The following is a 24,140-nucleotide window of genomic DNA, read 5'->3' on the forward strand; positions in this document are numbered from 1 at the left end:
GGCAGACCCCACCTCTACGCTGATCCTTGTCTACATAAAAGGAGGCCAACATTTTGAGTTATTACGGCAAATTATCTTCAGCGTTTTATGATCTTGATAAATACATTGGGAAGTCGTTTGGGGATGTGGAGTATTATGAGAACAGGCTGAAGGATGTTAGAGGAAAAGTGCTGGAGCCTGCGGTTGGGAATGGGCGTGTGCTGATTCCTTTGCTTGAGAAAGGAATCAATATCAGTGGATTTGATCTGTCTGATGACATGCTTGCATTTTGTAAGGCGCATTTAGAAGACAGGAAATTGAAGGCAGACGTGTATAAGCTGGATATGTCTTCATTTGACCTGAATGACAAGTATGAGGCAATCATCCTCCCGGCAGGCTCGTTCCTGCTTTTGCATGACCGGGAACAATCCATCTCTGCCTTGAAATGCTTCTATCATCATTTGGAGGCTGGGGGCAGATTGATTCTAGATATGGATCTGCCTGGCGATTTTAATACTGGCAGCATTTCCAAAAGACTTATTAAAAGTGAGGAAAATGAATCCATCACCATAGAAGGGACATTGGTGGATGTGGATTTTGTGAATCAGGTAAAATACATCCATCATAAATATGAAAAATGGAAAAATGACAAATTAGTTGATACTGAACTCGAAGTTTTTCCTTTGAGATGGTACGGAGTAGAGGAAATGGTGCTGATTCTGAAGCAGATTGGATTTAAAGAGGTGGTCATTTCAGCTGATTATGAATATGGCAGCTATCCGGTCAGTGCGAATCAGGTGATCACCTATGAGGCTACCAAATAATCGAACGAAAAACGCAGCGGAGACGGCATGCCATCTTCACTGCGTTTTTTCACCGTATCACATCCACGACTTCAAATCTCTCACACACTACCATCATGTCCTCTGACCAGGAAAGTCCGACTTTGTCCAAATCTTCTTTAAAGAACCTGACGTGCGTGTCCCACCAGTATTGATAGGTCCGATCGCCTTCACCTTCAGCTACCGCAAATGCCTCCGGAACCTCGTTCATTGGCATTACTTGAACCTCAACCGTTCTGGTCATCACAACCGGTTCGTCTGCTCCATTTAGGATAATGTTGTAATCATTTACGGCAGGGAGTGGCTCATTCTCGAGTTCATAAAAGACGTGGCCTGAACATGTGGCCGTCTTGATCCCATCAATCACCAGCTGAGCCAAATAATCCGGCGTTTCACCAAATTGCCATGCGCTTACTTTTTGCGGCTTCTCAGTCGTGCGGAACGCCCAATACTTATTCCAATATAATTGCGCTGCTTTGTTCATGTTGACCTCCTGAAGAACTACCTCTGTTTCCGGGTATAAATTTTAAGTCCCATTTATTCTGACATAGCGAATAATTCTGGTTAGTATGATCATAGACCAATGTTTTCCTTAAGTTAATATCTTGTAGTAAAAAACCGTCGCGTGCAGGTCTCCATTAGCCGATTTTGCATAGGCAGGGATTTTACCTGCCGGCTGGTAGTTCATTGAATGATAGAGCAGGTTTGAGGGATCTCCTTCACGTGTATCAAGGACAATCAGTGATTTGTTTAAAGCTTTAGCGTGCTCCTCTGCTTTTTCCATTAAGCGCCTTGCAATTCCCCGGCGACGGAAGTCCGGATGTGTCATGAGCTTTGCGATTTCAACACGATGTAAACCGTTGGGCTTTGAACAAGCGTGGAGTTGAATGCTTCCGGCTAACTGATGATCGACCTTTGCTATAAAAAGATAAATGTCAGGGTTCAACACACTCTTCCAATAATCGTCGGCCTCATTCAACGATATTCCAGGCAAAAAACCAATAGAAGCCCCATCCTCTACAACTTTTATTAAAAGGCTGGAGAGTGGTTGTAACTCTTTTTCAATTGCATGACATTGTTCAATGATCATGCTTATCACCTCGACTATATTTTTCAGATTGAATAAATGATAACATTATTTAGAAATAAAAAGGATTATCCGATTAAAATGATGTATATGAAAGATATAAGTATAAGGATGTTATTTTTAATGAAAGGAGCGATACTCATGACTAAACACAAAATCTACACGATGAGCTTTTCCAGTGTCTACCCTCACTACGTTGCGAAGGCCGAAAGAAAAGGGCGGACGAAAGCAGAGGTTGATGAAATCATCCGTTGGCAGACAGGGTACAGCCAGGCACAGCTGGATGAGCAGCTTGAAGCAAAAACCGATTTTGAAACCTTTTTAGCAGAAGCACCTGAGCTGAATCCTGCGCGAAAGCTGATCAAGGGCGTCGTCTGTGGAGTAAGGGTTGAACATATCGAAGAGCCCGTCATGCAGGAAATCAGGTACATGGATAAAATGATTGATGAACTCGCCAAAGGAAAGGCGATGGAGAAGATATTGAGGAAGCCTTAAATAATAAAGTTTCAATGATAAAAGTTGAAATGAGAACCATGCCAAAGTATATACACGTGTAGATAAAAGAGATATTTTAGGGGGAGTAGTATGAATAAAACGAAATGGCTTGCTTCCGGTGCTTTGCTCATGTTGATTGCTGTGGGATGGTTTGTCTATCAACAATTAAAGGAAGACCCTTATCAGGGGATGTCTATTATTCCAGAGGAGCACGACGACATCCCATTGTTTAATGGATTAGAACTGGATGACCATCAATACGTTTTAGAAGGTGATCGCTGGATAGATATCCATCAGTTCTATTTGAATAAATTACCTGAACTTGGATGGGATATACAGTATCAAGAATCAGCACTTGATGATCATGAGGCAGAAAATGATTGGGGCGGCTTCTATTCCCGATGGAGGAAAGAAGGGTTTGATGGGGAGTTAACGATTTCGGCTAATTTTAATTCTTTTGAGGAACAAACTGAAGTGATTTATGATAAAAATCCTATTCATTACTCAACGACCTGGGTTAGCAAAATGCCGGAGAACATATGTATTTATAAACGTTTACATGATAATTATTGTTCGGAGATAAAAGATAAAGCTACGATCAGGCACATTATTGGATTTGTAAATGAAGCGATCGATTGGGAAGAAGAGGAGATGCTTCAAAGGAAAAAAACAAGTAGGCTCAGTTTTGGAGATACCAATATAACAGTACTTTATGGGGACGAAGAAGAGATTTATTTTCAGTCGGATAAAGGCACTAAAGTAATGAAACCAGAACCGGATTTCTTTGAATATACAGACCTTTCTCAATAGCAGTATTCAAAGTGAAATGAGATTAAAATCAGAGACAGATCCAAACTCTACATTAACGGGCACAGATTGTCGGACCCGTTCAGTTTCTCCCTGTTATGCTGTTTGCAAGGAGGTTATGAGATGGAGATGCTGAGACGTTTTAATGAGGCTGTAAGCTATATTGAGGATCATTTAACAGACGAGATTGAGATGGTTGAGGTGGCGAGGCGTGCGTGCTGTTCGGAATATCATTTCAGGCGGATGTTTGCTTTCCTGGCGGGTATCCCGCTGTCAGAGTACATCCGGCTCAGAAGGCTGACGCTGGCTGCGTTTGATCTGAAGGATCAGCGTATTATTGATGTTGCGGTCAAGTACGGTTATCAGTCTGCAGATTCATTCACTCGGGCCTTTCAGAGCTTTCATGGCATGTCGCCTGCAGAAGCGAGAGATACAGGCAAAACGTTAAAGGCATTTCCTCCGATGACCTTTCAGTTAACAGTTAAAGGAGGAACAGAAATGAACTATCGTATTGTGGAAAAAGATGCTTTTCGTGTGATCGGGTTTAAAAAGAGGGTGCCCATCGTGTTTGAAGGGGTAAATCCTGAGATTGAAAAGATGTGGAAGGGATTAACGGAGGATCATATCGGACGGCTGAAGGCGCAGTCGAATACAGAGCCTGCCGGAATGATCAGTGCTTCTGTCAACTTTTCAGAAGGACGCATGGAGGAAAAGGGAGAGCTTGATCATGTGATCGGCGTTGCGACTACGAATGAATGTCCAGAGGGCTTTGATGAACTTGAGGTAGCCCCTTCCATCTGGGCAGTGTTCGAAGCAGTCGGTCCATTTCCTCAAACGCTGCAAAATATCTGGGGCAGAATATACGCTGAATGGTTCCCAACCAGCCAGTACGAACAAACAGAAGGACCTGAAATCCTCTGGAACGAACACAACGATACAACCTCACCCTCATTTAAAAGTGAAATCTGGATTCCCGTCAAACGGATGAACGCATAAAAAACAGGCCTGCTACCGGGCCTGTTTTTTTGCGTTTTGTAGTGTCCGGTTCAGCCCACAAACTCTACACAAAACATTCTCATCAAATTCTAATCTTCCTCATCTTTTCTTCTCATCTTGGCTGGGTAAGATGTAATCAGAACAACAAACAAAACAAATTTCAGGAGGCGTTAAATATGAATAAGAAAGTGATTATTGGAACAGTGGCGAGTACAGTGATTTTAGGTGGAGCGTTAGGTGCAGGTGCGATGACGGATCAGTTCAGAACTGTGGGGATTGTGAATCCGGAGCCGGCTAATGAGTCTGATTTGATCAGTGTGGATGAGGCGAAGGAAAAAGCGCTGGCAGAGTATGAGGGTGTCGTGGAAAGTGTGGAGCTTGAGAAGCAGTTCAGAGGGTATCTTTACGAAATTGATATTGATAATGGAGAAATCGACTATGATCTGGATATGGATGCGTCAACAGGAGAAATTCTAAAGGCGAAGGAAGAGCGTGACGATGACGACGATGATCGCGATGACGACAATAGTCAGAACACCGATCAGGCTGACGACAATTCTTCAGACGATGACAATAGAACAGCTTCAGCAACTGCTTCAAATGGAACATCTGCCAATACAAATGAAGAATATATCACTCAGGAAGAAGCAGTCAGCATCGCAATGGCAGAAGTATCAGGCACACTTGAAAGCGTTGAATTCGATGACGATGACGGCCGCATGATCTACGAAATTGAAATCAACACAGGTAACGGCGATGACGACGATGCAGACTTTGAAATTGATGCAGTAACAGGTGAAATCCTTGAAATGAATCTGGAAGACTAATCATAGAATAAAATCCGGTCAGCAAGCGCTGGCCGGATTTTTTGCGTAGGCTTTGGAGAGTGTCCCTAAACGCTACACAATGATACAATTAATGGTAAAATAAAAGCAGAACTGATCATGAAAAGGAGTGTTTTCATGAATGAGGAGAAGAAGAGTAAGATTGAGACAGACGATGGCTGGAACCGGGCGTTGTATGGGACACCTACGATTGGCGGATTTGTTGTCATTGCGGTAATGATTGCTTATTTGATCTTTAAATAAAATGAGACGTATATCTGCGCTATTCCTGGTTTGAATAACGCTGGATGTACGTTTTCATTGTGTGACGACTGAAAGACGATACATAATGAAAGCAGGTAAAGGCATGGGATCACGGATTATGCACGCCATTATTGCGGGCAGAGTTGCAGATGAAATGAACATTGATGATCGTTCTTCATTTATCGCAGGAGGGATTGCAGCGGATGCAGTCTCACCAAAAGACTCGTCGCACTTTTATCGGGGGGATGAACAGGATGGGTCGAGGCGGATTGCTCACGACGAGTTTTTTGAAAAGTACATGTCTCATCAGGCGTCCCCTTTTATCCAGGGGTACTTCACACATTTAATCGCTGATGACCTTTGGTTAAAAGGTTTTTATTTACCATGGTTAAGAAACCGGATGGAGGCTGACAGCGAAGTCTTTGTGCGATATCACAGGGATTTTCAATTGCTGAACGGTAAACTGCTGCATCACTATAAGGTGACGGACCATTTGAAAGATGCACTTAAACAGAACGCTGACATCGTCGAAATAGATGAAGTGAAAAGAACAGATATAGAAAACTTTTTGCCAAGCATTTTAGACGACATGAATTTTGATCAAAAAGATCTTGAACAGCCTTTGTCCGTATTTACACTCGAGCAAATCATTGGATACGTGGAAACGTCTGTGGAGAGAGGGATCGCATTGATGAAGGACATGAAAAAAGCGTAGACTTCAGGGACAGACCCTTAGTCTACGCTTACTTTTTTGATAAAACAGTCACGAACACCATCAGCACCGTAATCAACACAAAGGCCGTTAAAGCCAGAAACGGAATGGTGATGAATCCAAGCCAGTTGATGTATTCAGCGTTACACGGAACTCCGCTCACGCATGGTTTAATGCCGCCAAAGCCGGGGATTTTCTGCTCCATGTAATGCATGGCAGAGATGGATCCACCAATTATGGAAAGAGGAAACACAAACCGATTTACCCTGAAGTCCGACTGGAAAACGCCAATGCCTAAAATAATCGTTAACGGGTACATGAAAATGCGTTGAAACCAGCATAAGTCACACGGAATAAATCCCGCTATTTCACTGAAATACAGGCTGCCAAAAGTGGCAATCATCGAGACCAGCCAGGCTGCAAATAAAAACAGGCCGGCCTTTTGATTAGATGCTGCCATCACTCATTTTCCTCTAATCCTTCATCAATCAGCGCTTTAATCGCCTCATAATCAAAAGGATCCTCAAGCATGGTGCCATTCACTATAATACTCGGCGTAAAAGCCACATCGAATTGTTCAACCAATTCAGTATCAATCGCCACTTCATCTGCCATCGTCGCGTTATTCAGCTCTTCTTCCAGCTGCGCTAAATCCACATCTGTGGTCTCAGCTGCAACCTCCAGCAGTTTTTCATTTGTCACCCATACTGCATCATGATTTTGAGCAGGCTGTTCCTCGTAAAGCTTTTTTTGAAAATCCCAGTAGGAATCAGGATCCATTTTGTAAATAGACTCAGCGGCAAGAGAAGCAAGCTCAGATTCCTGACCGTGAAAAAGTACATTCACATACGAAAATGAGATTTTATCTGTATCCACATAATCGCTCACGAGCTGTGGATAGATCATTTCTCCCCAGGCCTTACACGAAGGACACTTAAAATCGCCAAACTCGACTACCTGAACAGGAGAATCCGTATTCCCCATCGTCGGCTGTCCTTCAATCGAAGGCTGATCACTGCTCTGCGATCCAGCCGTCTGGCTGCCGCTATTCATATAAACAAAAGCGCCAACAACCGCAAAAACCAGCAGCGTCACCACAACCGCAATCTTATAGGCATTATTCTTCATGACCATAACCCCTCACCTAAAATTAAAAGCACTCAAACTTCCATTTGATCACCATTCTATTACTAAATCACCACCAATACAAACGTTCTTTTGGATATTTCAGAGAATGTTCATGAATGGAGAGTATGGGTCTGTCTCTCATTTAAACTATTGTTCTATATGGATGTAAATGGTAAAGTTGATGTAGAGATGTAGTGGAAGGAGAATTTGTGCCCATGTGGATTTCTGTGAATTGATGTAATTGGATAAAGACAGTAAAGGCCATCAAGAAAGATGACCTTTTATTTGTCGTTCTTAAATCATTCAAGGGATCCGTCGTGTGGATAAATTAACTTCCATTTCTGAGCAGATGCTTTTGTCATCTGTTTTTATTTTTGGGAAAAATACATCTCATTTTGTTCACTAAGGAAATCCCTAACCAGGGGGAATTTACATGAATCATGAAGAAAAATTATCAGGCGGCAATGTTTCAAGCGTATACCGTGCTGGCAATACGGTCAGACGTACGTTGAAGCCGGAGAGTTCAAAGGTCCATCAATTATTAAGGCATCTTGAGAAAAAGGGATTTACGCAGGCTCCGCGGTTTCTTGGTATGGATGAAAAAGGAAGAGAAATATTGACTTTTATAGAGGGTGAGGCGGGAAATTACCCTTTGAAATCGTATATGTGGTCAGACGAGACACTTGCTGGGATTGCACGAATGCTCCGGGGATATCATGATGCGGTCAGTGATTTTCCAATTGATGATTCCTGGCAGCCGATTGATTGTACGCCGGAGCCTCACGAAATCATCTGTCATAACGATTTTGCGATCTATAATCTGATTTTTGATCAGGAAAAACCGGTTGGGGTGATCGATTTTGACAATGCTGGACCGGGTCCGCGGCAATGGGATGTGGCCTATGCACTTTACACATGTGTACCATTGAGCCGCCTTTATCACACAGAAGCAGGAGAGGCCATTCACTACTCGCCAGAAGACGCAGATGGGATCAAAAAACGAGTCAAATTGTTTTATGAGGCATACGGCAATGACAAACCTGAGCAGGACATCATCAACATGGTCATTCTCAGACTCGAAGGCTTATGCAGGACCATGCATCGAAAAGCAGCAGAAGGTAATCCGGCTTTTCAAAAAATGATCGACGAAGGCCATGACAAACACTATCAGGCAGACATCCAGTTCCTTCGCGAGCATGGAGTGGAGTGGGTGTAAAGTTTGGAGACAGATACCAAGTCTGCAAAAAAATGATTGCCTATATTTATCCAAAGTGGTAAACTCCTTCTAACCAGATAACAGCGTTGATAAGGAAAGTAGACAAGAGGTAGTTTGATAGAGAGCTTCTGATGGTGGAAATGAAGCAGATGATCCTTGTTGAAAATGGCCTTTGAGCTTCGTACCGAACATTTAAAGTAGGCTACGACGAGATGAGCACTCGTTACAACGGCGGCAGTATGAATACGTACTGACAGAGGCACATGGTGTGAGCTGTGTGTAAATTTAGGTGGTAACACGAGCATACTCGTCCTAATCGATACTTCGATTAGGACGTTTTTTTTATTTTAAGGAGGAGATGGGATGAGTATTTTTATTGGGGGAGCCTGGCCTTATGCAAATGGTTCTTTACATGTCGGGCACATAGCAGCTTTACTTCCGGGGGATATTTTAGCGAGATATTACAGACAGAAGGGCAAGCCTGTGCTATATGTTTCAGGAAGCGATTGTAACGGTACGCCGATTTCTATACGTGCGAGCAATGAAGGAACGACGGTTGAGGCGATTGCAGATCAGTTTCATAAAGAGTTTGAGGAAACGTTCCGGCAGCTGGGCTTTACATACGATCTTTATACGCGAACGGATGGTGAACATCATCATGAGGTTGTGCAACACATTTTTCTGAAGTTGCTGGAGCAGGGACATTTGTACAAAAAGAAGGTTGAGCAGGCTTATTGTGCACATGATGCACGCTTTTTGCCGGATCGTTTTGTTGAAGGGACGTGTCCGAACTGTGGAGCGAAAGCGCGCGGGGACCAATGTGATCACTGCTCACAAATTCTTGACCCGCTTGACTTAAATGAAAAGCGCTGTAAGCTTTGCGGAAAGGAGCCTGAGATCAGGGAAACGGTGCACTTTTATTTTTCCTTCAATTCATTTCAGCAGAAGCTTGAGCAGTACGCAGCTAAATCTGGCGTTGAGAGCAGTTGGCGTGACAATGCGATTCAGCTGACCAAACGGTATTTAGCGGAGGGGGTCCCGGACAGAGCTGTGACACGTGATTTGCCAAATGGAATTGATGTGCCGATTCCGGGATTTGAGGGCAAAAAGATCTATGTCTGGATTGAAGCGGTAGCCGGTTACTATACGGCGAGTCTTGAGTGGGCAAAGATCAACAAAGAGGATGCCTCAAAATTTTGGTCTGAGCAGACGACGTCGTATTATGTTCATGGAAAAGATAACATTCCATTTCACTCGATCATCTGGCCTGCGATTTTGATGGGGATTAACCTTCCTGCATTACCGACGCACATCATCTCCAATGAATACATGACACTTGAAAAAAGGAAGATTTCCACGAGTGGGAACTGGGCTGTCTGGCTGCCGGATCTGTTGAAATCCTATGATCCGGATTCTATTCGCTACTTTATAACAATCAATGCCCCTGAACAGCGTGATACCGATTTTTCATGGCGTGAATTTATTTACAGCCATAACAGCGAGCTGCTCGGAGCCTTTGCCAATTTCGTCAACAGAACGTTAAAGTTCATTGATCAATCCTTTGATGGAAAAGTGGAACGGCATCCGATCGATTCAGCACTACATCACCAGATAAAAGCTCTTTATGATCAAGCCGGTGTCCTGATTGAGAGAGGTGAGATCAAACAGGCGTTGGAGACGATCTTTGCCTTCATTCGGGAAGCAAACCGCTACTTTGATCAACAGCAGCCCTGGATACATGTGAAAGAAGATCAAAGCCGCGCGAAATCGACTTTGACAAACTGTGTCTTCATCATTCAAAACCTGGCGCAGCTGTTACGCCCATTTCTGCCATTCGCATCAGAAAAAATTGAAAAAATGCTGCAGCAACCTTTAAAAGGCTGGTCTGTTGTAGAATCGCTGCCTGATTATGTTCACGATGTTCAACCTATTTATAAGCGAATTGATACGAAACAAATTGAAGAGGAGAGTGCGAAGCTGGGGTAGAGGTGTGTTCTGTTTTTGTGGAAAGGGAATGTACTATTTGAAAAAATGAATCGGACATTGAATGTAACATTTTCTGGATGATACAATGATGTAAAAGAATAGGAAAAGTTGCAGCATGACATTTATTAAAAAACACCCCTACATAACCGGTTCATTAGTTGCTTTTATGACACTGCTGATTTTAATCGCATACTTCATTTACTGGGCTTTTTTCAGTATTGCACGGTTAGAGCCGGGTGAGCTGATTGCTGAAGAAACGTCACCAAACGGCGAATATACTGTAAAAAACCTATCTGAATAACGGCGGAGCAATCGTTGACTTCGCAGTGCTTGGCATTCTTGAATTTGAGAATTCGTCTAAAGGGTCTAAAAACATTTACTGGCAGTATGAAACAACCGAGGGAAATATCGAATGGCAGGATGAAGATACAGTAAAGATCAACAACATTGAGCTTGATGTGCCGGATGAGAAGTATGATTACCGTAGATGAGGGGTCTGACCCCGATTCTACGCTCAGGGTAATGAAAGGAGTAAAAATGAGAAAAGGAATTCATTTGTGTTTTGTGGTGATGATTTGTTTTATCGCTTTACCAACTGCATCATCTGCAAATGATGTGCCGGGTAATGATGAGATAAACGAAAGGTTAATAGAGCTTGGTTTTAAAGAAGAGTATATCAGTGTGTTAAACGAAGAAACGAAATTATCTATTGCGAATGAGGATGCAGCTGAAAAATTGTTGTTTTTTAAACGGAACGGACAGGTCATTTATGATGAAGGAAACCTGGATGATCCTATGCCTGATCGTGAGCCGGGAGATATAGCCATTAATGTCGTAGCGATTGACCTTGGCATGGAGGGTGGGAGCCGGCATATTAAGCTGCTGGGCGATTATCAGTGGTCAGACATGCCATTTTTCAGATTTGAGGATCGGTTTTCGTTATCCTGGGACAGCAGATGGTACGGTCAATCATGGGGCATGACTGATATACAGGATTTCAGCGGGTACTTCAGCAAAGAAAATGATCTGACCAACCCTGCCCATGAAAATAGAGGCTCCGGAGTTAAATTTGCTTACGATCTGAAAGCAGGTGCCTCAGCTGCTTCCGGCACAGCCATTGCCTATCTGATCGATAACCAGCCGGGCTTGGATGAGCCGGTTTCCTTTGCAACGTTTGATGCGTCTTATGAGCATTTTTTACCGTTTAATTCAGAGGAATTGGGTCGTTATTAAAAGGGGGAAACCAACATGAGCGGAATTCGAAAACGACTTTCCACAGAACAGCGTCAGGAATTACTGAATACGCTGAAAAACCGTTTTGATGAAAATATGAATCGTCACCCTGATCTGAATTGGGCAGATGTTCAGGAAAGAATTGAAGCTGATGAAGGCAAGCTCTGGTCGCTGAGTGAGATGGAACAGACGGGAGGGGAGCCTGATGTAGTTGGGATGGACGAATCGACTGGTGAGTTCATCTTTTTTGATTGCTCTTCTGAAAGTCCGGCTGGCCGCAGAAGCGTATGTTTTGATCGAAAAGCGCTGGACGCGCGCAAGAAAAATAAGCCGGAGACGAGTGCGATGGATCTTGCGGCTGAAATCGGGATTGAGATGCTGACGGAGGGACAATACCATCATTTGCAGGAGCTGGGAAGCTTTGATCTGAAAACATCAAGCTGGGTTCAGACACCTGAGTCGATTCGTAAGCTTGGCGGAGCACTCTTTTGCGATCGCCGCTACGATACGGTATTCGTTTATCATAATGGTGCGGATTCTTATTATGCCGCGAGAGGATTTCGTGGTGTGTTGAAGGTTTGATGAAAGCACGGGAACTTCTTGTTCTCGTGCTTTTTTAGGTAGGTGTTGAAGTGATGGAATCATGTTTTGAAATGAAGGAATCACGCAGCTGGAAAGATGGAATCCGTTCGTGGAATGAAGGGAAAAAAGGGCAGCGTAGCCCTTGTGATTGAATTAATTTCCAGAAAGAAGGAATAAAATTTTCAAACGAAGGAAATAAAATCTAAAAAGATGGAATGACTTTCGAAAGTGAAGGAATCCCGTCTTACGGCCTCCGCCACGCAAACTATCTCAAGCCAGCACCTCACTGCAAATTCAACCTGTACTCAATCATCCCCCCACGTTTACCAGCCCATTCCTCAGCGCCTAGCCGGCTAACTTCTTCAAAGCCCAGCCGCTCAAGCATCCCTCTCGAACGAACATTATGCTCATGCGTTTCAGCACTTAACTGCTCTATCCCAAGCACTTCAAAGGCATGGTCCATCAATCGCTTAGCAGCGCGAAATCCGATTCCCTGACCCCAAAGCGTGCTGTCCCCAATCGCAATCCCAAATTCCGCGGAGCGCTCTGTGATACAGGCCAGATCAGCATAACCAATCAGCCTGTCATCAAGGGTGATACCTATCCGCATAAAATCCTCGGACTTATTATTTACACAGGTTTCCCACCACTTCAACAACTCATCCCGGTCACGGTAAGCCGGCCATTCATTTGCTGAGCAAAACGCCTCATCCCTGCTCCAGAGCAGGACTTCGTTGAAATCTGTAAGTTTAAGAGGACGTAATTCGATTGTCTGCATTGATATTCACCTCGCTTTTAGAAGACGTTTTAAAACAACGATCAGTACGATTAATACAATAAATGTAACTAAAATAGATCCAACAAAGTTTGACCAAGATGTGATAAAAATGGAGCAACAATCTCCTCCATACCGATGAGGCAAAGGGAGATCAATCACCGGATTACGGAGCTCTCCAAAATGAAATGGAAGGCCTGTCTTCATTGGGAATGCTGTCGCCAACTCTTCCTCAGTCTCAATCATTTGTCCAGTCATACCTGTCCATATCACAAAAAGAATAGAGAGGATCAGACTGCCGAAGCCTAATAAGAGTTTTGATTTCATGAGATGCCCCCTTTTCTTCTAATCATACCTCAATTCGCTCTCACTCAGATTCTCAGATTCATTCGTGCATTTAAAACTAAGAACAAATCCGATCAATCCGACACTCATTAATAAAAGCCAGGGAATGATTGAACCCGGCAACTGCTGAAGTAACACTGTTCCTGCAAAGCTTCCGAGAGACGCACCGATCGCAAAAGAAAAATCGCTGAATCCATAATAGGCTGCCTCATTTTCACCCTTTGAGAACAACGAAATCACGAAATCTGATGAAGGAAGTATCATCGTTTCACCGATTGTGAAAATGATTACGCAGAATAACAGCCAATAAGGGGTTCCGTTTGCCATAATCAGAAAAAAAGAGAGTGAGGTAAGAAGAAAACCAAACCTAATTAATATAAATGGAGACAAGTACTCGAACGCTTTCTTAGCGAAAAGCATTAGTGAAATACCTGTTATTGCATTCACTGTAATGACATAGCTGACCCATTGCTCACTTTGCGTCATGTTGTACATATGCACAGGAAATACAACAGTCAGCTGGACAAATAAAAACCAGTAAAAGATCATCGTAAAACAAAAGAGGAGGTATGGTTTGTTATGTAAGATCTTTTTAAAACTAATCGCTATTGAACCTGAATATAACGTTCGTTTTGACGGGGGTACTAATTTGACTTGAACAAAGGCAAGTAGTAAAAAAATGATACTGCTGATGACAAATGGGATTGTGGGGCTGATCGAAAACAACATTCCTCCTAACAATGGCCCAACCGCAGCGCCTGCATTCAATCCCATATTTAGATAGAAAAAAGAACGTCTTTTATTTTCTGCATGCTGTTGAGCAGAAAAGAAAGCGAGAGCGGAGGGTTCGTAACACGCTGCACCAAAGCCAATGAGAAAAGAAGAAAGGGCAATGAATTCAAAATTTCCGGACAGAGCTAATCCTAAAAAACCTGCAGAGCGAAGAAGTAAGCCTGAGGTCATCATTGTTTTGTAGCCTATACGGTCTCCTAACAGTCCAGTGAAGAATGGGAAAGCACGTGATGATAAAGTCAAAATTGAGAGTATGATTCCAGTCTCGAAGCCGTTAATTCCTATTTTAAAAGTCAAATAGACAGCTAGAAATGAGAAGACAGCAAAACCTGCCAGATTTAATAGGAAAGCTGAAAAGATCACGACCCTCTGTCCAGTTGCCCGCATGTTTTATACCTCCTGCACAAGTTGTAACCATCTATTATTTTAAATGGTTACATTGATTGTATGGTATACTCTTCCATAAGGCAACCTCTAAAAGGAATAGGTGGTTACGATGAATACAGAAACAGAGAATTTAGTATCTTTTTTGAATACCTGGTCTATATCAAATGCTACAAGGCAGGCAGAAGAAGCGCTTCATGATCAGTCAGCATTGGTCAATTTTGCAAAGAAGCATTTTCAATCTGACCCAGGGGAATCCTTGAATGATACCCTCTCTTTTAGGAATCTAGTAAGGGAAATGCTGAAAGAGCATGATTTCACTGTGTTAAATACTTTGATCGATGAGCAGATAAAGTTCGAGGTTCATGCCACAGAAAACAAGTATGTACTAAAACCCGTTGCTCTTAAAAATAGCATGACTGCAAACCTGCTAATCATTATCGTTCAGCTTGCACAAGAACAGCAGTTCCACAGATTGAAAATGTGCCCTGATTGTCAATATGTCTTTTTTGATGAGTCGAAAAGCGGGACGAAAAAGTGGTGCAGTATGACGAAGCGAAGTGAGAGTGGACGAGCTTGCGGGACGATTGCGAAGGTGCGGACTTTTAGAAATAAAGAATAGGCCTGATCAAGATAACCTTGAGCAATTTTTTATCCATTTATTAAAAAAAATACACAAGCTAGACTGCTTGTGTATTTTCTTCTGAATTTATTGATTGAACGACATGGAGCCCTCTCCTCCAAGCAACCACAACCCCCAAAACACTCGTGATCATCACTAAACTCAGTATCATAAAACACACCGCAATCAGCTCCGCAGACACAAGTCCTGTAAACAATCCGAGCAGAATCATTCGCAGCATGAGCCCGATCGTTCGAAAAAGGCCGTCGATTCTCCCGATCAACTGGTTTGGAATCTGGTCCATCATAAAGGAATTTCGTGCGACACGGGTACCGCTGTTTCCGATGGCAATAAAAAACATGAGTGCGAGGAATGCTGGGATATTGGCCAATAAAACGAGTGAAATCGCTAAGGTGTAAATGATCATGCCGTAAACCATCGCCCGGCCCGGTCCCAACTTTACCATTACAAGAGGCACGATCAGCCCTGCTGTGACAGCACCTATCGCATACATCATTTCCTTAATACCATAAATGCTACCTGAGGCTTCCAGCACCTCAGCCAGATAGACCGGGAACATGTAATTCGTGACCATAACGCCGATGAACGGCATGGTTGTCAGCAACAGAACGTAAAATAGCGCCGGCTGGTTTTTGATATACGTATAGGCATTTTCAGTTGAACGATTCGCTTCGTTCGGATCCTTTTTCGAACGCTTTATGTAAGGAATTCTGATGAATAAAATGATGGCTGCCATATACGCTGCTACATTTAGCAGTAGAATCTGGTGGATGCCCCAATTGACCAGCAACACACTGGCGACTCCACCAGCGATGACGCTCGACAGCTGACCCTGAACCTCCATGGTGCCATTGAGTGACTTGTACTGACTGCTCGTAAACAGCTCCTGGTTCAGCGCAAACATCGTCGGATAGAAAATGGTGTAATACAGACTTCCGGTGAAATAAATAATGATATAATGCCACGTTTCAAATGATAGTCCCAAAAAGCCGCTGAATGAAAAAGTGCCGATGACAATCAAACTCACAATCTTACTGATTAAAAGCAGATTTTTACGTGACATCCGGTCAATAAGTTGCCCGATGAGTGGCGTAATAATGAAACTGATCGCCGTCATCGTGAGCGTAATATAACCAAAAACCTCACTGCCATTTTCGCTCGTCACAAGCAGCCAGGGTATCGCGATCATAGTAATGCCAGAGCCGATTGATGAGGCGAGATTTGCCAGTAAAATCAGCCGAAATCTGCTATCTCCAAATAAATTCTTCATGTTAAAAACTTCCTCTCTTTATTATAAATTTAACTATATAGGAAGAGGTGGAGTGTGTATTCAGCCTGATTGATGAATGTGAACTCATCCAAAAGTCTTGGTATGATTTGTGTTGCAGAAATCCAATCGTTACTATGAGGGTATAACTATTTCTATTACATAGAGAGGGGTTAAAAGATGTTCTATCGTGGCAACCATAACGAGGAGGAAAATCGTTTTATCGTGAAATCTTTTCAAAGAATACCTGATTACGGAAGAATCACCGTGTTTGTCGATACGGAGACAGGTGTGCATTACATGCATACGTGGATGGGGCAGAGCGGAGGCTTAACACCGCTGCTCGATGAAAACGGTGAAGTGGTTGTAGAGAAGCCGGAGTGATCCGGCTTTTCATATTAAGTTTTATCTTTCCTGCTGTTTCTCCATTTCTTCCAACACTTCACTAATCACATACGTAAACAGTAAAATCAGTCCACCGGCTGTCATAAATGCGTATTTTCTTATTTCATAAGTGACGGGCTCGACATTTTCAGAATGCCACCAGCCCTGCATCCATCCGAAAATGATCATAAAAATTCCGAAAACAAACAAACCATTACAAAGCTTTTTTGACTTTCTAAACATGCTGCCTCCTATAAATAAACAAATTCTTATTAAAGGGTAACATACTAATTATCATGGAGAAATGATTCTTTGAATGGTTAGAAGCTTGTTTGTATTCCTGTAAAAACCTCAATCATGATTTTTTTGGAAATCTTCTAATATTATATTGAGTTTTTTCAGATAGTCGCTCACATACGAGTCTTGATGGGCCAGTTGTTTATAGGTGGTGGAGATTACGGAGTAGGAATGAGATGAAAAGTACAGCATTATACGATGTTGTGGGTTCGCATAAGTATATTTCTTTCTGATTTTAAATGCTGTTTAACAAGAATAAAAAATAGGAAAGCCACTGAAAAAAGATGTCTGTTTCAGTGGCAATAACAATTAAAGTATTGGGTATGGAAGGTCTGATCTATATAGGGTACCGGAGTAAATATATCTACTTTGTGAATATCCCTGATATGTTAAGTATCCTCTGTAAAGAACTCCGTTTCTATTCAAAGTATAGAATTTTGTGGCACCCTGATATGAAGAAAAATAAGCGTTTGTTGTAATTGTAGCTGACGCGCTCTGAATTTCTACATTTTTTGTTTCTACTATGGGTGCTGCATTAGCCTGCGGAGTACCAAACACAAATCCAAGAGAGATAATTAGTGTAAAGACAGTTGCCAAATATTTTTTCATTATAGAACCTCCTGATTTTAATAGTTTACGCTTATTTGAATCGTGTTCGTCTTTCAGTTTGTATGTACCAGCTTCAGGCTGAATTTAAAACGTAAATCTGGTATTAATGAAAAGTCCCGTTCTCTTTAGACCTCCTTTCAATTTGGATGAATAGAAAATAATTGTTTTTAATTATCTAACTATTCTAATTATTAATATAGAAATAAAAAACATAAATGTCAATAAATAAATTTAGCTTATAAAAATATTTGTTAACCTAAATAAAAACTCCATTTTTTTGATATGATAATTTTAATAAACCACTTATATTTGTTTAAAGAATTTCTTTGAGGAAGAAAAACATGAATATCACGATAGAAAAAATAAATCAAAGTCATATAGAAGATTGCAGCAAGAGTTTACATTTGAATTTGATTGAATTTGATTGGCTTTTAAAAAGGACATATCATCGGGTTTTTGGGGTGAAAAAAGGATCGGAATTTACAGCCATTGCCTTCACTTGGCGAAACGAATTCCATCCACACGCAGAGAAAATAAATATATTTGCAGATGAAACCATTGGATCGGAAACCATCAACGAATTGATTGGAAAGTTGATTCATTACACTCCGGACATAACAGCAGACCACTTCGTATGTTCTGTGATGAGTGATGAAACGATGATCATAGATACATTGAAGAAAAATCAATTCCAGCTGATGCGAAAAACATATATGCCTACTTGGAAAGTGAGCGTTCTTTTAGAGAAGCTCGAAGCACTAGACACGGTCACCCGTGGTCTGTATTCTCTTGATGAAATTTTGCAGAACGATGATCGAAAACCGTCTTTTATTCAATTGCTTAAATCTGATTACACGCATAGTCATTTAGTTAGTCCTGTGGCGGAAAGATCGCTTATCGAGTGGGAAGAGCTATTGCTGGATGGGGAACCGGATTTACAGAACAGTCTGGTTTACATGGAGGACGATGTGATAAGAGGCTACATTTCGCTGTATCCTGCAGGTAACAAACATTATGAATTTGGATGGATTGGATCGCTCCAAAAGGAAATACCTATTGAAGTACTCAGAGGTATTTTAAAGGAACAATTGATCAGGCTGAAGAATAAGGGTGTTCAGACAGTAGAAGTAGAGGTTGATTCTACAGATTTGCTGGCTTTCAGTTTATTTAGCTTTGCTCATTTTGAAGGGGAGCATTCATGGGACAGTTATAAACTTGTCTTTTAACTCGGGGATGGTGCAATCGTAGTGATACAATCCACTTCTGAATCAGTACATATCCATTTTGAAACGTTACAATTATTGATCGTAACAGTACAAAAAACCATGGCTGGAAGGCTAACGATACAATTAAATCCTGAAACGATGAAATAAAAAATTCATACAGTACAATAAAAATCCGGAACGATTGAATAACTCGAGATAACGATACAAAAGCACCGGACCCTTCGATCCCCCCCCGCCCCCCGATCACACCAATTTGACGCGGACAAACCAACCTGAAACCAGCCATCCAGCTCCGCGTCACAAAATCATACTAAGAAAGGACTCACCAGACATGACACTAAACAAGATCATTAAACACTTCGGTCTCCAGACGCAATCAATCAGTGATGTGGCCGATTCGCATAGTTCAACTGTTTATAAAGTGCTCCTTACCAATGGAGAAACGGTATACATAAAGATTCCGTTCAATATATTGAAGTTTCACCGGGAGATTAAGGCTTACAGCATTCTTGAAGGGCGGATTGCGGTTCCGCGTCTGCTTGATGTGTGGGAGGGGGACGATGAGACAACCGGAGCGCTGCTGCTTTCGGAGCTTGAAGGACAGCCTCTCATGCCAACCATTTCTACATCCCTTGCCTATGAAACAGGTGTCTATCATGCTTCGATGCACGCGATTCAGCCGCCTGCCGGATTGGATTTGGCGAACATAGATAATGAGTTTCCGAACTGGTCAGCATTTTTGGATCGGATGTTTTACGGTTTTGCAGAGGATACAAAAAAGGTGATTGATCCGGCTTTATATGAAAAGTCGATCGACAAGTACGTTGAGATGAAACGTAACCTGCCTGCCCCGGATGGTCCGAGCTTTATTCATATGGATTTCCGGCCGGCAAACATATTAGTAAAGAACAATCAGATCACAGGAGTCATTGATTTTGAAAGTGTGCGCTTCGGTGCAACGGAAATGGACTTTTCGAAAATTCATCGCGATTTTTTAAGTTTGGATCCGTCTCTCTATCAGGCGTATCAGGATGGATACCGGAGTATCCGTCCATTAGTTGACCTGGATCGTGTACTGATTTTCTACCGTTTTACAGACGCGTTTAACAGTATTGGCTGGTGTCAGAGACGCGGAATTGATCAGAATAGAGACTTTTATGAACGCAACCTTGAGATATTAAAAGAAGAATTGAAGGTATACAAATAAGCCTCAATAGACATATTTTTCAGTTAAATCATAATTTTTAGCGAAAAAGAAGGATAAAAGTCCTTTTTTGTCTAATTAGTTTGTTGTAACTATCCAATTTATGCCTGGGAGGGTTAACCATGGATGTGCAGCAGAAGGTAACAGACGATTTAGTTGTCAATGCCATAGAGGATAATTTAGCGATTATCAGGTTTGATGAGGATCGCCGGGTAGCCTATGTGAATAAACTTTTTGCCAAAACGGTCGGCTATGAGGTCAGTCAGCTGGAAGGGATGTATCATCGGGATCTCTGTTTCAGTGAATTTGCAAATAGCCGGGAATATGAGCAGTTCTGGCGGGATTTGTTCAACGGGAAAACTTTTCAAGATAAAATCGAGCGGAAAAATGCTGCAGGAGAATCGATCTGGCTTGAGGCTACGTATATGCCTGTATTTGATGAGCATAAACGTAAAGTCGTTGGTGTGACGAAGATTGCATCAGATATTACTGCCAGATATCGTAATTCAAAAGAGCTGGCGGATGATCTCCGGGATATGTCTGATCAGTTGAATCAGCGATCTGCCCAGGGTGTTATCCGAAGTCGTGAGCTTCTGCAGAAAATTGATCATATCACGACGGTTTCATCAGACAATTCAACGACTCTCACATCGTTAAACGAAAAGACCGATGAGATTAGCGGAATTGTCAAAACGATCAGTGAGATTGCCAGTCAGACGAACCTGCTTGCTTTAAACGCTGCGATCGAAGCTGCACGCGCTGGTGAGCATGGCCGCGGTTTTGATATTGTGGCAAAAGAAGTCCGGAAGCTGTCAGCAAGAGTGGAGCAATCGATTGGTGAGGTTAGAGAAACGGTGAATGCCATTACGAGTGAGGTTGAAAAGATCACAACAGGCACTCACACGGTCATGACAAGCGTGACAGAAAGCCAGGATCAGATTAAAACAACAGTGGAAGACTTTGAAATGATCGGATCATCAGCCAAACAGCTGGATGCAAAATCAAAGCAGTTTGTGCAATTGATCTAAATCGTCTTTCTGACAATGAATAAACAGGTCATTTTGCTAACGTCCGCTTTAAAAACGGTGGAGGGTGAAATGGTCTTTTTCGCGTGCAGTTAACTGCATCATCTTTTACATGAAAATGCGCAGGGCGTTATCCCTGCGCTTTGTTAACTCAGCTCTTTTGCAAACATCTCCTGCATCTCACCGGCAGGCACAGGTCTACTGAAATAAAAGCCCTGCATGCAATGGCAGCCTTCCTGCATCAGGCGATCGATCTGCTCCTTCGTCTCAACACCCTCAGCAATGACCCTGTAATCAAGGCGTTTTGCCATATGGATAATCGTTGAGTTTAAAGCGGCAATGTGTGGAATCTGAATCATATTTTCAACAAACGAACGGTCAATTTTAATGCAGTCGATAGGGAAATCTTTAATATAGCGTAACGACGAGTAGCCGGTGCCAAAGTCATCAAGCGACAGGCTGATCCCTAGAGCTTTTAGTTCGTGCAGCTTCTCAATATCATGGGCCTGAATCAAAGTGTGCTCTGTGAGTTCGATCTCCAGATATTTGGGCTCCAGATGTTCCTCTTCCAACATGGATTTCACCATTTGAACCACGCGCGGGTGCTGAATCTGGCGGATAGAGAAATTCACTGCCATGGTGATGTTGTGTCCCAGATCATGCCATTTCCTCAGCTGCCTCAGTGACTCGCGAAGTACCCATTCACCAATTTTTAATATCATGCCGGTTTCCTCAGCTAGTGGAATAAATTTATCAGGCGGGACTTTACCAAGCTCGGGATGGGTCCAGCGAAGAAGCGCTTCTACGCCGGTAATCTGCTTATTCTCATAGTCGACTTTCGGCTGATAATAAACCTTCATCTCATTTCGCTCAACAGCCTGATAAAGGGCATTCAGTAAATTAGACCGCTCGATATTTTTCTCCATGAGCATTCTGGTGAAGTAGTGATAGGTGCCACCTTGTTCTTTAGCCACATACATGGCGGTGTCTGCATTGCGGATCAGATCATCTTCATTTTGAGCATCATCCGGATACATACTGATACCAAGGCTTGCGCCGGTAAATAACTCATGTTTACCAATGTGTATAGGGTCTTTCAGAACATGAAGAAACTGTGCCGCGATTTCATCCAGTTCTTCCGGACGTTCTACCTCCTCCACTAAAACAATAAATTCATCACCACCAAGTCTTCCGACCGTAATCCTGTCAGTGACAAGCGTTTGGAAACGCTCTGCCACCTCGCAAAGAACCCGGTCTCCAATCGTATGACCATAGGAATCGTTGATCAGCTTGAATCGGTCAAGATCCAGAAACATCACGGCTAGTCGATGCTTCACAGGATCGATGTATTTTAATGCATTTTTGATTTTCTGAACAAGATAAGTCCGGTTTGGCAACCTTGTAATCAGGTCATAGTAGGCCTGATTATGAATGCGTTTTTCCATTTGTTTGCGTTCTGTCACATCACGAAAAGTGACGACAACACCATTATGATGATCCCCATTTTGAATCGGCGTAGAGACGTATTCAACATCAAAAACCGCGCCGTCTTTTTTAGCGAATTTTTCATTTACAGAGTACGCTTTTTGACCTGTTAATAAGGACTGGTGGATTGGAGAGCTCATCTTTTCGTAAAGTTCCTGCTCGTTTTTATAATGAGCGATCACGTCATCCTGTGTTTTGCCGACAAGCTCTTCAACATCATAGGCAAGCATGGAAGCAGCGGTCGGATTACAAAATGTAATCACGCCATCTTTGTTCAGTCCGTAAATACCTTCCCCGGCAGAATTTAAAATGGATTCGTTCTTTTTGCTGAGCAATCTCAGATCGTTATTCATAGTTTCCAGAATTTCATTTTTTTCCTGAAGCTCACGTGTTCGATGTCTGATAATCCGCTCCAGCTGCTCAAGATGAATCAGATTATCGAGTACCCCGGCTGTTGCCCCGGCAATCGAGATGGCGAGCTGCTGTTCGGCATCTGTATAATGGCGGGGCCCATCGAAGCTGACGACACCAAGTGTTCCGAGCACCTCTCCACGTGAAATAAGTGGCAGTGTATACATGGACCTGATTCCAAAACGCTCAATGGCTGTTTTGTTGGGCCGTGGATCATTGATGGCATCTTCAATTAATAAGGGTCGTTTTGTTGCGACCACTTCTTTGAAAACAGGATCCTCCTGAAAATTCACTTTTACCTCGCGATGAACCTGAATCCAGTCTTCTTCCTTCCACTCGCTGTCAGCTGACAGTCGGTGAGGAGAGGGGGTCTGCGTCTCAATATCCTTCAGGTGCGCGCCGACGTTCGGATTGTTCAGCGCCTGTCCGACATATCGAAAGCTTGTTTCAAGTGCTTCCTGTAGGGTAAGACAGCGCGACAGGTCATTCGTTGCATCAAGCAGCAGCTGCTTATCTTTCAGCAGTTTTTTTGAGGCAGTAAACAATTCAGTGTTACGAATCGCCACAGCTGCCATCATCACGTAGGATTCGATTGCCTCAAGTTCCTCTTTGTTTAAATGGAGCGGCGAGCTGTAGTCAAACAGAAAAACAAGACCGTAAAATGAGTTCTCAAAATAAATAGGCATCCCAAAAACTGATTTGATTTTAAATAATTCAATTGGAATCGGGTCTGGACGGGAATCTTTACTTGTATCCGGTATATAAATGCTCTTTTTCGTCTGAACAATCTCGGCTGCAAACCGGTCATTTTTCAAATCAATCACCATTTTATCGAGCGTGATTCCATTAAAATTATCCGGTTTTCCGACAAAACCCTGAAACTGATCCTTTGCAATCGGCAAATAAATGCCCACTGCATCACACCTGACAATTTCTTCAGAAATGGCCATGACAACCTGTTCAAGCACAGACTTCTTATCCAGCTTCAAATGAATCATCTTTGTAATTTCGGCTAACCTTGAGTAACGATCATGGTGCATTTGTTTCACCTCTCTCAATCTTTATGTGTTGAGACATTACCGTTTCGCGTAGTTGACCGTAAACATTTCGACATGATATACAAATTTTTATTCATATTCGTC

General features: G+C 42.5%; 29 protein-coding genes, 1 pseudogene and 1 other annotated feature. Of the genes and pseudogenes, 19 read left to right on the forward strand and 11 right to left on the reverse strand.

Annotated features, from left to right (window positions below):
- Positions 1-50 precede the first annotated feature (50 nt).
- The gene (locus H7968_RS09995) at positions 51-803 is read left to right on the forward strand and encodes a class I SAM-dependent methyltransferase (RefSeq protein WP_227396518.1); all 753 of its coding nucleotides are present in this window, start codon (positions 51-53) and stop codon (positions 801-803) included.
- Positions 804-852: 49 nt separating this feature from the next.
- Here H7968_RS09995 and H7968_RS10000 read toward each other — a convergent pair whose 3' ends face one another.
- On the reverse strand, positions 853-1,305 hold the full coding sequence (locus H7968_RS10000) for an ASCH domain-containing protein (protein WP_227396013.1): 453 nt from the start codon (positions 1,303-1,305) through the stop codon (positions 853-855).
- Positions 1,306-1,413: 108 nt separating this feature from the next.
- A complete protein-coding gene (locus H7968_RS10005; RefSeq protein WP_227396014.1) occupies positions 1,414-1,920 on the reverse strand; it encodes a GNAT family N-acetyltransferase in 507 nt (168 codons plus the stop codon).
- 129 nt (positions 1,921-2,049) lie between these two features.
- Here H7968_RS10005 and H7968_RS10010 point away from each other — a divergent pair, with 129 nt between their 5' ends.
- From H7968_RS10010 to H7968_RS10030, 6 genes are all read left to right on the forward strand, one after another.
- Entirely contained in the window at positions 2,050-2,403 is a 354-nt protein-coding gene (locus H7968_RS10010; RefSeq protein ID WP_227396015.1) for a DUF2200 domain-containing protein, read from the forward strand.
- A gap of 90 nt (positions 2,404-2,493) precedes the next feature.
- A complete protein-coding gene (locus H7968_RS10015; RefSeq protein WP_227396016.1) occupies positions 2,494-3,213 on the forward strand; it encodes a hypothetical protein in 720 nt (239 codons plus the stop codon).
- Positions 3,214-3,333: 120 nt separating this feature from the next.
- Complete coding sequence (locus tag H7968_RS10020) at positions 3,334-4,206, forward strand: AraC family transcriptional regulator (protein WP_227396017.1); 873 nt, start codon at positions 3,334-3,336, stop codon at positions 4,204-4,206.
- Between the two features lie 176 nt (positions 4,207-4,382).
- Positions 4,383-5,033, forward strand: coding sequence for a PepSY domain-containing protein (locus tag H7968_RS10025; protein WP_227396018.1), 651 nt, complete (start codon positions 4,383-4,385; stop codon positions 5,031-5,033).
- Positions 5,034-5,168: 135 nt separating this feature from the next.
- Positions 5,169-5,294 carry a hypothetical protein gene (locus tag H7968_RS18020; protein WP_264476697.1) on the forward strand — a complete coding sequence of 42 codons (126 nt, stop codon included), beginning with the start codon at positions 5,169-5,171 and terminating at the stop codon, positions 5,292-5,294.
- 103 nt (positions 5,295-5,397) lie between these two features.
- Positions 5,398-6,009, forward strand: coding sequence for a hydrolase (locus H7968_RS10030; RefSeq protein ID WP_227396019.1), 612 nt, complete (start codon positions 5,398-5,400; stop codon positions 6,007-6,009).
- A gap of 28 nt (positions 6,010-6,037) precedes the next feature.
- Here H7968_RS10030 and H7968_RS10035 read toward each other — a convergent pair whose 3' ends face one another.
- Together H7968_RS10035 and H7968_RS10040 are read right to left on the reverse strand one after the other, a co-directional pair.
- The gene (locus H7968_RS10035) at positions 6,038-6,466 is read right to left on the reverse strand and encodes a disulfide oxidoreductase (protein ID WP_227396020.1); all 429 of its coding nucleotides are present in this window, start codon (positions 6,464-6,466) and stop codon (positions 6,038-6,040) included.
- Positions 6,466-7,134, reverse strand: a complete 669-nt coding sequence (locus H7968_RS10040; RefSeq protein ID WP_227396021.1) for a thioredoxin domain-containing protein — start codon at positions 7,132-7,134, stop codon at positions 6,466-6,468. The genes H7968_RS10035 and H7968_RS10040 overlap by 1 nt, the downstream gene beginning before the upstream one ends.
- A 433-nt stretch (positions 7,135-7,567) precedes the next feature.
- On the opposite strand from H7968_RS10040, the gene H7968_RS10045 reads away from it, so the two are divergent.
- The 6 genes from H7968_RS10045 to H7968_RS10065 all read left to right on the forward strand — a co-directional run bounded on the left by H7968_RS10045 (position 7,568) and on the right by H7968_RS10065 (position 12,151).
- Complete coding sequence (locus H7968_RS10045; protein ID WP_227396022.1) at positions 7,568-8,350, forward strand: aminoglycoside phosphotransferase family protein; 783 nt, start codon at positions 7,568-7,570, stop codon at positions 8,348-8,350.
- A 77-nt stretch (positions 8,351-8,427) separates the two neighbouring features.
- Positions 8,428-8,668 (forward strand) — a binding site (T-box leader).
- A 45-nt stretch (positions 8,669-8,713) separates the two neighbouring features.
- The gene (metG, locus tag H7968_RS10050; RefSeq protein ID WP_227396023.1) at positions 8,714-10,336 is read left to right on the forward strand and encodes a methionine--tRNA ligase; all 1,623 of its coding nucleotides are present in this window, start codon (positions 8,714-8,716) and stop codon (positions 10,334-10,336) included.
- Positions 10,337-10,451: 115 nt separating this feature from the next.
- Positions 10,452-10,637, forward strand: coding sequence for a DUF5412 domain-containing protein (locus tag H7968_RS18025; RefSeq protein ID WP_264476698.1), 186 nt, complete (start codon positions 10,452-10,454; stop codon positions 10,635-10,637).
- 25 nt (positions 10,638-10,662) lie between these two features.
- Positions 10,663-10,827, forward strand: a complete 165-nt coding sequence (locus H7968_RS18030; protein ID WP_319799492.1) for a DUF5412 family protein — start codon at positions 10,663-10,665, stop codon at positions 10,825-10,827.
- A gap of 46 nt (positions 10,828-10,873) precedes the next feature.
- Positions 10,874-11,569, forward strand: a complete 696-nt coding sequence (locus H7968_RS10060; RefSeq protein WP_227396024.1) for a hypothetical protein — start codon at positions 10,874-10,876, stop codon at positions 11,567-11,569.
- Positions 11,570-11,584: 15 nt separating this feature from the next.
- Positions 11,585-12,151 (forward strand): DUF4256 domain-containing protein, encoded by a 567-nt coding sequence (locus tag H7968_RS10065; RefSeq protein WP_227396025.1) that lies wholly within the window; start codon positions 11,585-11,587, stop codon positions 12,149-12,151.
- A 283-nt stretch (positions 12,152-12,434) separates the two neighbouring features.
- Here H7968_RS10065 and H7968_RS10070 read toward each other — a convergent pair whose 3' ends face one another.
- Genes H7968_RS10070 through H7968_RS10080 form a run of 3 tightly spaced genes read right to left on the reverse strand, consistent with a single transcriptional unit; the run spans position 12,435 to position 14,450 of the window.
- Complete coding sequence (locus tag H7968_RS10070) at positions 12,435-12,929, reverse strand: GNAT family N-acetyltransferase (protein WP_227396026.1); 495 nt, start codon at positions 12,927-12,929, stop codon at positions 12,435-12,437.
- Positions 12,930-12,935: 6 nt separating this feature from the next.
- Entirely contained in the window at positions 12,936-13,253 is a 318-nt protein-coding gene (locus H7968_RS10075; RefSeq protein WP_227396027.1) for a hypothetical protein, read from the reverse strand.
- 18 nt (positions 13,254-13,271) lie between these two features.
- Entirely contained in the window at positions 13,272-14,450 is a 1,179-nt protein-coding gene (locus tag H7968_RS10080) for an MFS transporter (RefSeq protein WP_227396028.1), read from the reverse strand.
- A 109-nt stretch (positions 14,451-14,559) separates the two neighbouring features.
- Here H7968_RS10080 and H7968_RS10085 point away from each other — a divergent pair, with 109 nt between their 5' ends.
- On the forward strand, positions 14,560-15,069 hold the full coding sequence (locus H7968_RS10085; RefSeq protein WP_227396029.1) for a CGNR zinc finger domain-containing protein: 510 nt from the start codon (positions 14,560-14,562) through the stop codon (positions 15,067-15,069).
- A gap of 58 nt (positions 15,070-15,127) precedes the next feature.
- On the opposite strand, the gene H7968_RS10090 is transcribed toward H7968_RS10085, so the two are convergent.
- Positions 15,128-16,360, reverse strand: coding sequence for an MFS transporter (locus H7968_RS10090; RefSeq protein ID WP_227396030.1), 1,233 nt, complete (start codon positions 16,358-16,360; stop codon positions 15,128-15,130).
- Between the two features lie 177 nt (positions 16,361-16,537).
- Here H7968_RS10090 and H7968_RS10095 point away from each other — a divergent pair, with 177 nt between their 5' ends.
- The gene (locus tag H7968_RS10095) at positions 16,538-16,741 is read left to right on the forward strand and encodes a DUF6440 family protein (RefSeq protein ID WP_227396031.1); all 204 of its coding nucleotides are present in this window, start codon (positions 16,538-16,540) and stop codon (positions 16,739-16,741) included.
- A 21-nt stretch (positions 16,742-16,762) separates the two neighbouring features.
- On the opposite strand, the gene H7968_RS10100 is transcribed toward H7968_RS10095, so the two are convergent.
- On the reverse strand, positions 16,763-16,984 hold the full coding sequence (locus tag H7968_RS10100) for a hypothetical protein (RefSeq protein WP_227396032.1): 222 nt from the start codon (positions 16,982-16,984) through the stop codon (positions 16,763-16,765).
- Between the two features lie 363 nt (positions 16,985-17,347).
- Positions 17,348-17,647, reverse strand: coding sequence for a hypothetical protein (locus H7968_RS10105; protein ID WP_227396033.1), 300 nt, complete (start codon positions 17,645-17,647; stop codon positions 17,348-17,350).
- 341 nt (positions 17,648-17,988) lie between these two features.
- Here H7968_RS10105 and H7968_RS10110 point away from each other — a divergent pair, with 341 nt between their 5' ends.
- The 4 genes and pseudogenes from H7968_RS10110 to H7968_RS18170 all read left to right on the forward strand — a co-directional run bounded on the left by H7968_RS10110 (position 17,989) and on the right by H7968_RS18170 (position 21,105).
- On the forward strand, positions 17,989-18,873 hold the full coding sequence (locus H7968_RS10110) for a hypothetical protein (protein ID WP_227396034.1): 885 nt from the start codon (positions 17,989-17,991) through the stop codon (positions 18,871-18,873).
- Between the two features lie 331 nt (positions 18,874-19,204).
- On the forward strand, positions 19,205-20,080 hold the full coding sequence (locus tag H7968_RS10115; RefSeq protein ID WP_227396035.1) for a phosphotransferase family protein: 876 nt from the start codon (positions 19,205-19,207) through the stop codon (positions 20,078-20,080).
- Positions 20,081-20,199: 119 nt separating this feature from the next.
- Positions 20,200-20,580, forward strand: a pseudogene (locus H7968_RS18165) (PAS domain-containing protein); the annotation flags it as partial.
- A 33-nt stretch (positions 20,581-20,613) separates the two neighbouring features.
- Complete coding sequence (locus H7968_RS18170; protein WP_406566410.1) at positions 20,614-21,105, forward strand: methyl-accepting chemotaxis protein; 492 nt, start codon at positions 20,614-20,616, stop codon at positions 21,103-21,105.
- A 143-nt stretch (positions 21,106-21,248) separates the two neighbouring features.
- Here the strand turns inward: H7968_RS18170 and H7968_RS10125 are convergent, their stop codons facing one another.
- Positions 21,249-24,038 carry a bifunctional diguanylate cyclase/phosphodiesterase gene (locus tag H7968_RS10125; RefSeq protein WP_227396037.1) on the reverse strand — a complete coding sequence of 930 codons (2,790 nt, stop codon included), beginning with the start codon at positions 24,036-24,038 and terminating at the stop codon, positions 21,249-21,251.
- Between the last annotated feature and the right edge of the window lie 102 nt (positions 24,039-24,140).

The sequence above is a fragment of the Jeotgalibacillus aurantiacus genome (assembly GCF_020595125.1).
Lineage (GTDB): Bacteria > Bacillota > Bacilli > Bacillales > Jeotgalibacillaceae > Jeotgalibacillus > Jeotgalibacillus aurantiacus.

What these genes read in the sequence shown, in the direction of transcription:
- H7968_RS10025 (WP_227396018.1), top strand. Translation starts at nt 4,383, where the DNA reads ATGAATAAGAAAGTGATTATTGGAACAGTGGCGAGTACAGTGATTTTA.
- H7968_RS10115 (WP_227396035.1), top strand. Translation starts at nt 19,205, where the DNA reads ATGACACTAAACAAGATCATTAAACACTTCGGTCTCCAGACGCAATCA.
- H7968_RS10060 (WP_227396024.1), top strand. Translation starts at nt 10,874, where the DNA reads ATGAGAAAAGGAATTCATTTGTGTTTTGTGGTGATGATTTGTTTTATC.
- H7968_RS10100 (WP_227396032.1), bottom strand. Translation starts at nt 16,984, where the DNA reads ATGTTTAGAAAGTCAAAAAAGCTTTGTAATGGTTTGTTTGTTTTCGGA.
- H7968_RS10085 (WP_227396029.1), top strand. Translation starts at nt 14,560, where the DNA reads ATGAATACAGAAACAGAGAATTTAGTATCTTTTTTGAATACCTGGTCT.
- H7968_RS18170 (WP_406566410.1), top strand. Translation starts at nt 20,614, where the DNA reads ATGTCTGATCAGTTGAATCAGCGATCTGCCCAGGGTGTTATCCGAAGT.
- H7968_RS10070 (WP_227396026.1), bottom strand. Translation starts at nt 12,929, where the DNA reads ATGCAGACAATCGAATTACGTCCTCTTAAACTTACAGATTTCAACGAA.
- H7968_RS10000 (WP_227396013.1), bottom strand. Translation starts at nt 1,305, where the DNA reads ATGAACAAAGCAGCGCAATTATATTGGAATAAGTATTGGGCGTTCCGC.
- H7968_RS10010 (WP_227396015.1), top strand. Translation starts at nt 2,050, where the DNA reads ATGACTAAACACAAAATCTACACGATGAGCTTTTCCAGTGTCTACCCT.
- H7968_RS10105 (WP_227396033.1), bottom strand. Translation starts at nt 17,647, where the DNA reads ATGAAAAAATATTTGGCAACTGTCTTTACACTAATTATCTCTCTTGGA.
- metG (WP_227396023.1), top strand. Translation starts at nt 8,714, where the DNA reads ATGAGTATTTTTATTGGGGGAGCCTGGCCTTATGCAAATGGTTCTTTA.
- H7968_RS10080 (WP_227396028.1), bottom strand. Translation starts at nt 14,450, where the DNA reads ATGCGGGCAACTGGACAGAGGGTCGTGATCTTTTCAGCTTTCCTATTA.
- H7968_RS10015 (WP_227396016.1), top strand. Translation starts at nt 2,494, where the DNA reads ATGAATAAAACGAAATGGCTTGCTTCCGGTGCTTTGCTCATGTTGATT.
- H7968_RS10040 (WP_227396021.1), bottom strand. Translation starts at nt 7,134, where the DNA reads ATGAAGAATAATGCCTATAAGATTGCGGTTGTGGTGACGCTGCTGGTT.
- H7968_RS10075 (WP_227396027.1), bottom strand. Translation starts at nt 13,253, where the DNA reads ATGAAATCAAAACTCTTATTAGGCTTCGGCAGTCTGATCCTCTCTATT.
- H7968_RS10065 (WP_227396025.1), top strand. Translation starts at nt 11,585, where the DNA reads ATGAGCGGAATTCGAAAACGACTTTCCACAGAACAGCGTCAGGAATTA.
- H7968_RS10110 (WP_227396034.1), top strand. Translation starts at nt 17,989, where the DNA reads ATGAATATCACGATAGAAAAAATAAATCAAAGTCATATAGAAGATTGC.
- H7968_RS10090 (WP_227396030.1), bottom strand. Translation starts at nt 16,360, where the DNA reads ATGAAGAATTTATTTGGAGATAGCAGATTTCGGCTGATTTTACTGGCA.
- H7968_RS10045 (WP_227396022.1), top strand. Translation starts at nt 7,568, where the DNA reads ATGAATCATGAAGAAAAATTATCAGGCGGCAATGTTTCAAGCGTATAC.
- H7968_RS10030 (WP_227396019.1), top strand. Translation starts at nt 5,398, where the DNA reads ATGGGATCACGGATTATGCACGCCATTATTGCGGGCAGAGTTGCAGAT.
- H7968_RS10020 (WP_227396017.1), top strand. Translation starts at nt 3,334, where the DNA reads ATGGAGATGCTGAGACGTTTTAATGAGGCTGTAAGCTATATTGAGGAT.
- H7968_RS10035 (WP_227396020.1), bottom strand. Translation starts at nt 6,466, where the DNA reads ATGGCAGCATCTAATCAAAAGGCCGGCCTGTTTTTATTTGCAGCCTGG.
- H7968_RS10095 (WP_227396031.1), top strand. Translation starts at nt 16,538, where the DNA reads ATGTTCTATCGTGGCAACCATAACGAGGAGGAAAATCGTTTTATCGTG.
- H7968_RS18020 (WP_264476697.1), top strand. Translation starts at nt 5,169, where the DNA reads ATGAATGAGGAGAAGAAGAGTAAGATTGAGACAGACGATGGCTGGAAC.
- H7968_RS18025 (WP_264476698.1), top strand. Translation starts at nt 10,452, where the DNA reads ATGACATTTATTAAAAAACACCCCTACATAACCGGTTCATTAGTTGCT.
- H7968_RS10125 (WP_227396037.1), bottom strand. Translation starts at nt 24,038, where the DNA reads ATGCACCATGATCGTTACTCAAGGTTAGCCGAAATTACAAAGATGATT.